Origin of the sequence: Streptomyces sp. CC224B, from assembly GCF_030010595.1 — a bacterium.
Lineage (GTDB): Bacteria > Actinomycetota > Actinomycetes > Streptomycetales > Streptomycetaceae > Streptomyces > Streptomyces longispororuber.
In genome coordinates, this window is the sequence record NZ_JASCXL010000207.1 from 1 (window position 1) to 6,481 (window position 6,481).

Below are 6,481 nucleotides of genomic sequence, written 5' to 3' on the forward strand. Positions count from 1 at the left end.
GCGGGGCGCCGCGCCGGGGGGGGGGGGGCGCGGCGCGCGTCCCGGGGGGGGGGGGGGGGGGGGGGGGCGGGGGAGGGGGGGGGGGGGGGGGGGGGGGGGGGGCGCGCCCCCCCCCCCCCCCCCCCCCCCCCCCCCCCCCCCCCCCCCCCCCCCCCCCCCCCCCCCCCCCCCCCGGGGGCCCCCCCCCCCCCCCCCCCCCCCCCCCCGCCCCGTTTCGCGTGTGGGCGCGGACGCGCTACCGCATCTTCGGCCCGCGCGGCATCCGTACGTTCTTCGGCATGGGCCCCTTGGGCAGCGGCATGTTGCTCATCAGGTCGCCCATGGCCTTCAGGCGGTCGTTGGTCGCCGTCACCTGCGGGCCCTGGAGGACGCGCGGCAGCTTCAGGAGCGTCGTGCGCAGCTTCTTCAGCTCGACCTGGCCCTCGCCGGAGCCGACGCTCACCACGTGCACGGGGACGTCGGCCACGATGCGGGCCATCTTCCTCTTCTCGGCGGCCAGCAGGGGCTTCACGCGGTTCGGGTTGCCCTCGGCGACCAGGACGATGCCGGCCTTGCCGACGGTCCGGTGCACCACGTCCTGGCTGCGGTTCATCGCGACCGCGGGGGTCGTCGTCCAGCCGCGGCCGATCTTGTCGAGCACCGCGGCCGCCGCGCCGGGCTGGCCTTCCATCTGGCCGAAGGCCGCCCGCTCGGCGCGGCGTCCGAAGACGATCGCCATCGCGAGGAAGGCGAGCACGAAGCCCAGGATGCCGAGATAGACAGGGTGGTCGATCCAGAAGCCGATCGCGAGGAAGACACCGAAGGTGACGATTCCCACAGCCGCGATGATGAGACCGATCTTGGAGTCGGTCCGCCGGGTCATCTTGTACGTCAGAGCGATCTGCTTGAGTCGCCCCGGGTTCGCCGCGGCGTCAGCCGCGGTGGTTTCCTTCCTCGCCATGCCCTGAGTCTACGTGTCCGCGCGGGCGACTACGACGTGCGGGTTCCTCCCGCCTCCTCCAGTACGCGCTGGGCCTCGACCCGGTCCTTCGCCCGGCGCCGGTCCTCGAGGACGGACGTCCAGGCGTTGCGGCGTGCGGTGCGCTGGCCGCCGCTCATGAGCAGCGACTCGACGGCGCGGAGCGCGTCGGTGACGGACGGAATGGCGGTGGCGCGAACGGGCGCGGCCTGCATGGTGATGCCCTCCGAGATCCGAGAAGCGATGGTTGAACGGGGGAACGCTACGAGTGGCTCTCGCTGGCACAGCGTCGTGCGGTGGGGGCCAGTGCTGGGACCGCCGCCAGGGCTCTGGGTAAGGCTCTACGTGCGGTAGTTCCAGCGTCACTGATTGGTGTTACCAGGACGTGACTGAGCGGTCAAACGCCGATGAAACCTTGACGCGAGGGCCCCGAACGCTGACGCGGCCCGTACGGTCCCCCTCACCTGCGGGGACCGTACGGGCCGCGTTTTCTCGGCCATTACTGGGCGGTAGTCGCTTGTGCGCGGATTCACACGCTGGCTGCCCGGGGCTGGGGGCCGCACCCCGGCGGAACCGGAGCGGAACCGGAGCCCCGCCGGGGCCGCGGCGGAGCCGGACCGGGAGCCGGCGTCAGACCGCCTGCGAGGCCACGTACGAGCCGCGCCGCTCGATCGCCATCTGGTACAGCCGCCCCGCGCGGTACGAGGAGCGGACCAGCGGGCCCGACATGACGCCGGAGAAGCCGATCTCCTCGGCCTCCTCCTTGAGCTCCACGAACTCCTGCGGCTTGACCCAGCGCTCCACCGGGTGGTGGCGCACCGACGGGCGCAGGTACTGCGTGATGGTGATGAGCTCACAGCCCGCGTCGTGGAGCTGTTGCAGCGCCTCGCTGACCTCCGCGCGCTCCTCGCCCATGCCGAGGATCAGGTTCGACTTGGTCACCAGGCCGGCCGCGCGGGCCTCGGTGATGACCTTCAGGGAGCGCTCGTAGCGGAAGCCGGGGCGGATGCGCTTGAAGATGCGCGGCACCGTCTCGACGTTGTGCGCGAGGACCTCGGGGCGGGACGAGAAGACCTCCGCGAGCTGGTCGGGCTCGGCGTTGAAGTCCGGGATCAGGAGTTCGACCTTGGTGTGGCCGCTCGCGCGCTCCGCGGTCATGGCGTGGATCTGGCGCACGGTCTCCGCGTACAGCCAGGCGCCGCCGTCCTCCAGGTCGTCGCGGGCGACGCCGGTGATCGTGGCGTAGTTCAGGTCCATCGTGACGACGGACTCGCCGACGCGGCGGGGCTCGTCCCGGTCCAGGGCCTGCGGCTTGCCGGTGTCGATCTGGCAGAAGTCGCAGCGCCGCGTGCACTGGTCGCCGCCGATGAGGAACGTCGCCTCCCGGTCCTCCCAGCACTCGTAGATGTTGGGACAGCCCGCCTCCTGGCAGACCGTGTGCAGGCCCTCGCTCTTCACGAGTTTCTGCAGGGCGTTGTACTCGGGACCCATCTTCGCCCGGGTCTTGATCCACTCGGGCTTGCGCTCGATGGGGGTCTGGGCGTTCCGGACCTCCAGGCGCAGCATCTTGCGCCCGTCGGGGGCGACTGCGGACACGACCGACTCCCTACATCTTCGATTCCTCGGCGCACACCAGCGTACGCCCGTGCTCATTTCGGCCTCGCCCCCGGGCAACCTTCGGGTACGCGGGTGCATTCCCGGCCCGGGCCCGCCGCGGCCGGTGAGGCCACCGGGGCCGTCGGGGCCGCCGGAGTCGTCGGGGCCGCCCGCCGGGCACCGGGCCGTGCGGCCGGGCCGTGCGCGGCGCGCGGCCGTACCGTCCGGCCGCACCGCCCGGCGGCCGTGGCTACGCCGTGACCCGCTCGACCTCGCGCGGCTTCGGCTCCGCGTTCTCCAGGACGTCGCGCAGGTGCTCCTCCACCACCGGGAGCACCTCGGCGATGGTGACGTCACGGCCCAGCTCGTTGGCGATCGAGGTCACGCCCGCGTCGCGGATGCCGCACGGCACGATCTTGTCGAACCAGGTGTTGTCCGGGTTCACGTTCAGCGAGAAGCCGTGCATCGTCACGCCCTTCGCGACGCGGATGCCGATCGCCGCGACCTTGCGGTCCTCGCGGCGCTGGCCCGCGTTGGACGGCGCGTACTCCGGGCCGTTGAGGCGGGCGTCGAACTCGTCGTCCGTCAGGCGCGGGTCGAAGTCCAGGCTGAGGCCGCCGAGCGCCGGGCGCCGCTCCACCGGGTCGCCGAGGACCCATACGCCGCTGCGGCCCTCGACGCGCGTGGTGGCCAGGCCGAAGTCGGCACACGTTCGGATAAGTGCCTCTTCCAGGCGCCGTACATGTGCTACGACGTCCACCGGACGGGGCAGTTTCTGGATCGGGTAGCCGACGAGCTGGCCCGGTCCGTGCCAGGTGATCTTGCCGCCGCGGTCCACGTCCACGACGGGCGTGCCGTCCAGCGGGCGCTCGCTGTCCTCGGTGCGCCGGCCCGCCGTGTACACCGGCGCGTGCTCCAGGAGCAGGCAGGTGTCCGGCACCTCGTCGGCGAACCGGGCCGCGTGCACGCGGCGCTGCTCGTCCCAGGCCTCCTGGTACTCGACGTACTCCGGGCCGAAGCCCACCCGGATGAATCGCAACTCGCCCACGGCGCCTGCCTCCCTGATCTCACCGTGCCCCGGAACCCCGCCGCGCACGGAAACCTTCACCGTGCACGGATCGCGCCCCCAGCCACTGTACGACTGGCGTCGTCCCGTCAGCCGTCCGGCCAATCCTCACACGATCGGATGAATGGGGCTTGAAGGCCCTGATGGGGGCCCTGGAGGCCGTTACATTCACGCCGTTCACGAGGCCATAAGGGCTGCTCAAGGCAGGCCCAAAGGGCAGGAGACCGCACAGCTGATGACGGAACGACCCCCGCAGCGCACCCCCAACCGCCAGCTCGCCGCACTCATCGCGGAGGCCGGATTCTCCAATGCGGGCCTGGCCCGACGTGTCGATCAGCTAGGGCTCGAACACGGGCTCGATCTCAGGTACGACAAAACATCGGTGACACGGTGGCTGCGCGGCCAGCAGCCGCGCGGCACGACACCCGCGCTCATCGCCGAGGTCTTCACCCGGCGCCTGGGCCGCCGCCTGTCGGCGCAGGACCTCGGGCTCGACGCGTGCGCGCCCGTCTACGCCGGCCTGGAGTTCGCGGCGACGCCCGAGGAGGCCATCGACATCGTCGGCGGCCTGTGGCGCAAGGACTCCGGCAGCCACGCCGAGCTGCGCAAGATCGCCTTCACCCCGGCCGGGCTCGTGGTGCCGAGCCGGGACTGGCTCATCGGCCGGGCCGACGAGCGCGTCGCCCGGGGCGGGGAACCGCCGCAGGCCCCGCGGGTGCCCCCGCAGGGCCGTCCCGGCGTGCCCCGCCAGCGCCGTGACACCGACCGCGGCCCCGGCCACCGCGTATCCGGCGGCGACATCGCCGCCCTGCGCTCGGTCGGCGAGCTGTTCCGCGCCCTCGACCACGCCTACGGCGGCGGCCACGCCCGCCAGGCCCTCGTGCGCTACCTGGAGCACGAGGCCGAGCCGATGCTGCGCGGCACCTACAACGAACAGGCCGGGCGCCGCCTCTTCGCGGCCGCCGCCGACCTCACCCGGCTCGCGGGCTGGACGTCGTACGACATCGCGGCGCACGGCCTCGCCCAGCGGTACTTCGTGCAGGCCCTGCGCCTGTCGCAGGCCGCGGGCGACCGGGCGTACGGCTCCTACGTGCTGGTCACGATGAGCCGGCAGGCCGTCTACCTCGGCCACGGCCGCGAGGCCGTGCAGCTCGCCCGCGTCGCCCAGCAGGGCGTCGGCTCCTCCGCCCCGCCCGTCGTGCAGGCCCTGCTGCACGCCGTCGAGGCACGCGGGCACGGCGTCCTCGGCGAGGTGCGTGCCTGTACGGCGTCCATGGTGCGGGCCGAGCGGGCCCTGGAGACGGCCCGGCCCGGTGACGAGGTGCCGTACTGGGCGCGGTTCTTCGACGAGGCCCAGCTCGCCGACGAGTTCGCGCACTGCAACCGCGACCTCCAGCAGTACCGCGCCGCCGCCCAGCACGCCGAGCGCTCCCTCCAGCTCAGGGCCCCCGGCTACGCCCGCTCCCGGCTCTTCTGCCGCGTGGTCCTGGCCGCCTCGCGCCTGGGCCTCGGCGAGCTGGAACAGGCCTGCCAGCTCGGCGCCGAGGCGGCGCAGGCGGCGGGGGAGATGCGCTCGGTGCGGGCCGTGGAGTACGTACGGGACTTCGAGCGGCGGCTCGAACCGTACCGGGACGCCGCTCCCGTGCGGGCTTACCGTGACAAGGTCGCGGCGCTCGGGTGAGGTGGGGCGCCCCTTGCGGGCGCCCCCCGCCCCCACTTCCCCCTCTGTGACCGCCGCGGGTGCGTGGGGGCTGGGCGCGCAGTTCCCCGCGCCCCTTACGGGGCACTGTTCAGGCTGCCGTCGGGAGGGGGGACTCCTTCAGGGCCGGTGCGACGCCCAGGTCGGCCAGGGCCGCGTGGGCGGCGCGGCGGCCCGAGTGGAGGGCGCCCTGCACCGTGCTGGTGTCGCGGTGGTCGCCGCACACGTACAGGCCCGACAGGAGCCGCACCGGACGGCGCAGGTCGTGCGGCGGCGGCATCGCGGGCACCGCCTCGCGGGTGTGGTGGGCGGCGAGCAGCTCCCAGCGGTCGGTCGGGGTGCCGTACAGCGCGGCGAGGTGGGCGCGGACGGTGCGGTCGAGGTCGTCCGGCGGCGGGCCCAGCACCGTCGACGACACCAGGACGCGGCCCGCGGGCGCGCGCGTGGGGTCCACGTGACTGACGACCGCGGTGTGCGCGACGGGGCCGCGCCGGTCGGCGTCCAGGAGCAGCGCGGGCTCGGCCAGCGGCGGCTCCGGCACCGCGTGGTGCACCACCGTCACCGGGTGGAACGCCGGCACGCGCAGGCCCGGCAGCAGTTCCGCGGCGGCGCGCGCGTCGGTGGCCAGGAGCACGCCGCGGCAGGTCAGCTCGCCGTGCTCAGCGGTCGTGACGCGGTCGGCGGCCACCGCCGTGACACGGACGCCGGTGCGCACCGTCCCCGGCGGCAGCGCGGCCGCGAGGAGCTCGGGCAGGGCGTCGGCGCCGCCCTCGGGCAGGCAGAGCCGGCCGCGCGCGAACGCGTGCAGGGCGAGGTCGGCGCACCGGCTGGACGTCGTCAGGCCCGGGTCGCACAGCAGGGCCGAGAGCAGCGGGCGCAGGAAGCCCTCGACGGTGCGCTGCGGCAGGCCGCGCGCGGCCAGGGCCCGCCCGGCCGGGAGTTCGGGGCGCGCGAGCAGCCGCCGGACCGGTGTCGCGGCGAGCCGGGCGAGCGCGGCACCGAGCCGGGCCTGGTCGAGCGCGCTCCCCAGGGGCGCGCCGCGCGCGTCGTGTGGAACCCCCCCGGGCTCCCCGCCCGGCCCCCCGTGTGCTAGGGTACCCCCCCCCCGGGTCGCGGGGCGACCCGGGCAGCAGCGGACGGATATGCTCGGCGTGCGCGGCGT

The 6,481-nt window shown here is 74.5% G+C and carries 6 protein-coding genes; 1 reads left to right on the plus strand and 5 read right to left on the minus strand.

What is annotated here, in order from left to right; translation table 11 throughout:
• Positions 1–235: 235 nt before the first annotated feature.
• The 4 genes from QK440_RS40480 to lipB form a co-directional block, all read right to left on the minus strand.
• The gene (locus tag QK440_RS40480; RefSeq protein WP_282798271.1) at positions 236–940 is read right to left on the minus strand and encodes a DUF4191 domain-containing protein; all 705 of its coding nucleotides are present in this window, start codon (positions 938–940) and stop codon (positions 236–238) included.
• Between the two features lie 29 nt (positions 941–969).
• Positions 970–1,173, minus strand: coding sequence for a hypothetical protein (locus tag QK440_RS40485; protein WP_190137257.1), 204 nt, complete (start codon positions 1,171–1,173; stop codon positions 970–972).
• A 415-nt stretch (positions 1,174–1,588) separates the two neighbouring features.
• Positions 1,589–2,554: a lipoyl synthase gene (locus tag QK440_RS40490; RefSeq protein ID WP_282798272.1), complete on the minus strand. Its 966-nt coding sequence runs from the start codon at positions 2,552–2,554 to the stop codon at positions 1,589–1,591.
• Between the two features lie 250 nt (positions 2,555–2,804).
• Entirely contained in the window at positions 2,805–3,602 is a 798-nt protein-coding gene (gene lipB / locus QK440_RS40495) for a lipoyl(octanoyl) transferase LipB (protein WP_282798273.1), read from the minus strand.
• A 253-nt stretch (positions 3,603–3,855) separates the two neighbouring features.
• On the opposite strand from lipB, the gene QK440_RS40500 reads away from it, so the two are divergent.
• Positions 3,856–5,301, plus strand: coding sequence for a regulator (locus QK440_RS40500; RefSeq protein ID WP_282798274.1), 1,446 nt, complete (start codon positions 3,856–3,858; stop codon positions 5,299–5,301).
• A 109-nt stretch (positions 5,302–5,410) separates the two neighbouring features.
• On the opposite strand, the gene QK440_RS40505 is transcribed toward QK440_RS40500, so the two are convergent.
• On the minus strand, positions 5,411–6,481 hold a 1,071-nt coding region (locus QK440_RS40505), incomplete at its 5' end, for an FAD-dependent oxidoreductase (protein ID WP_282798275.1).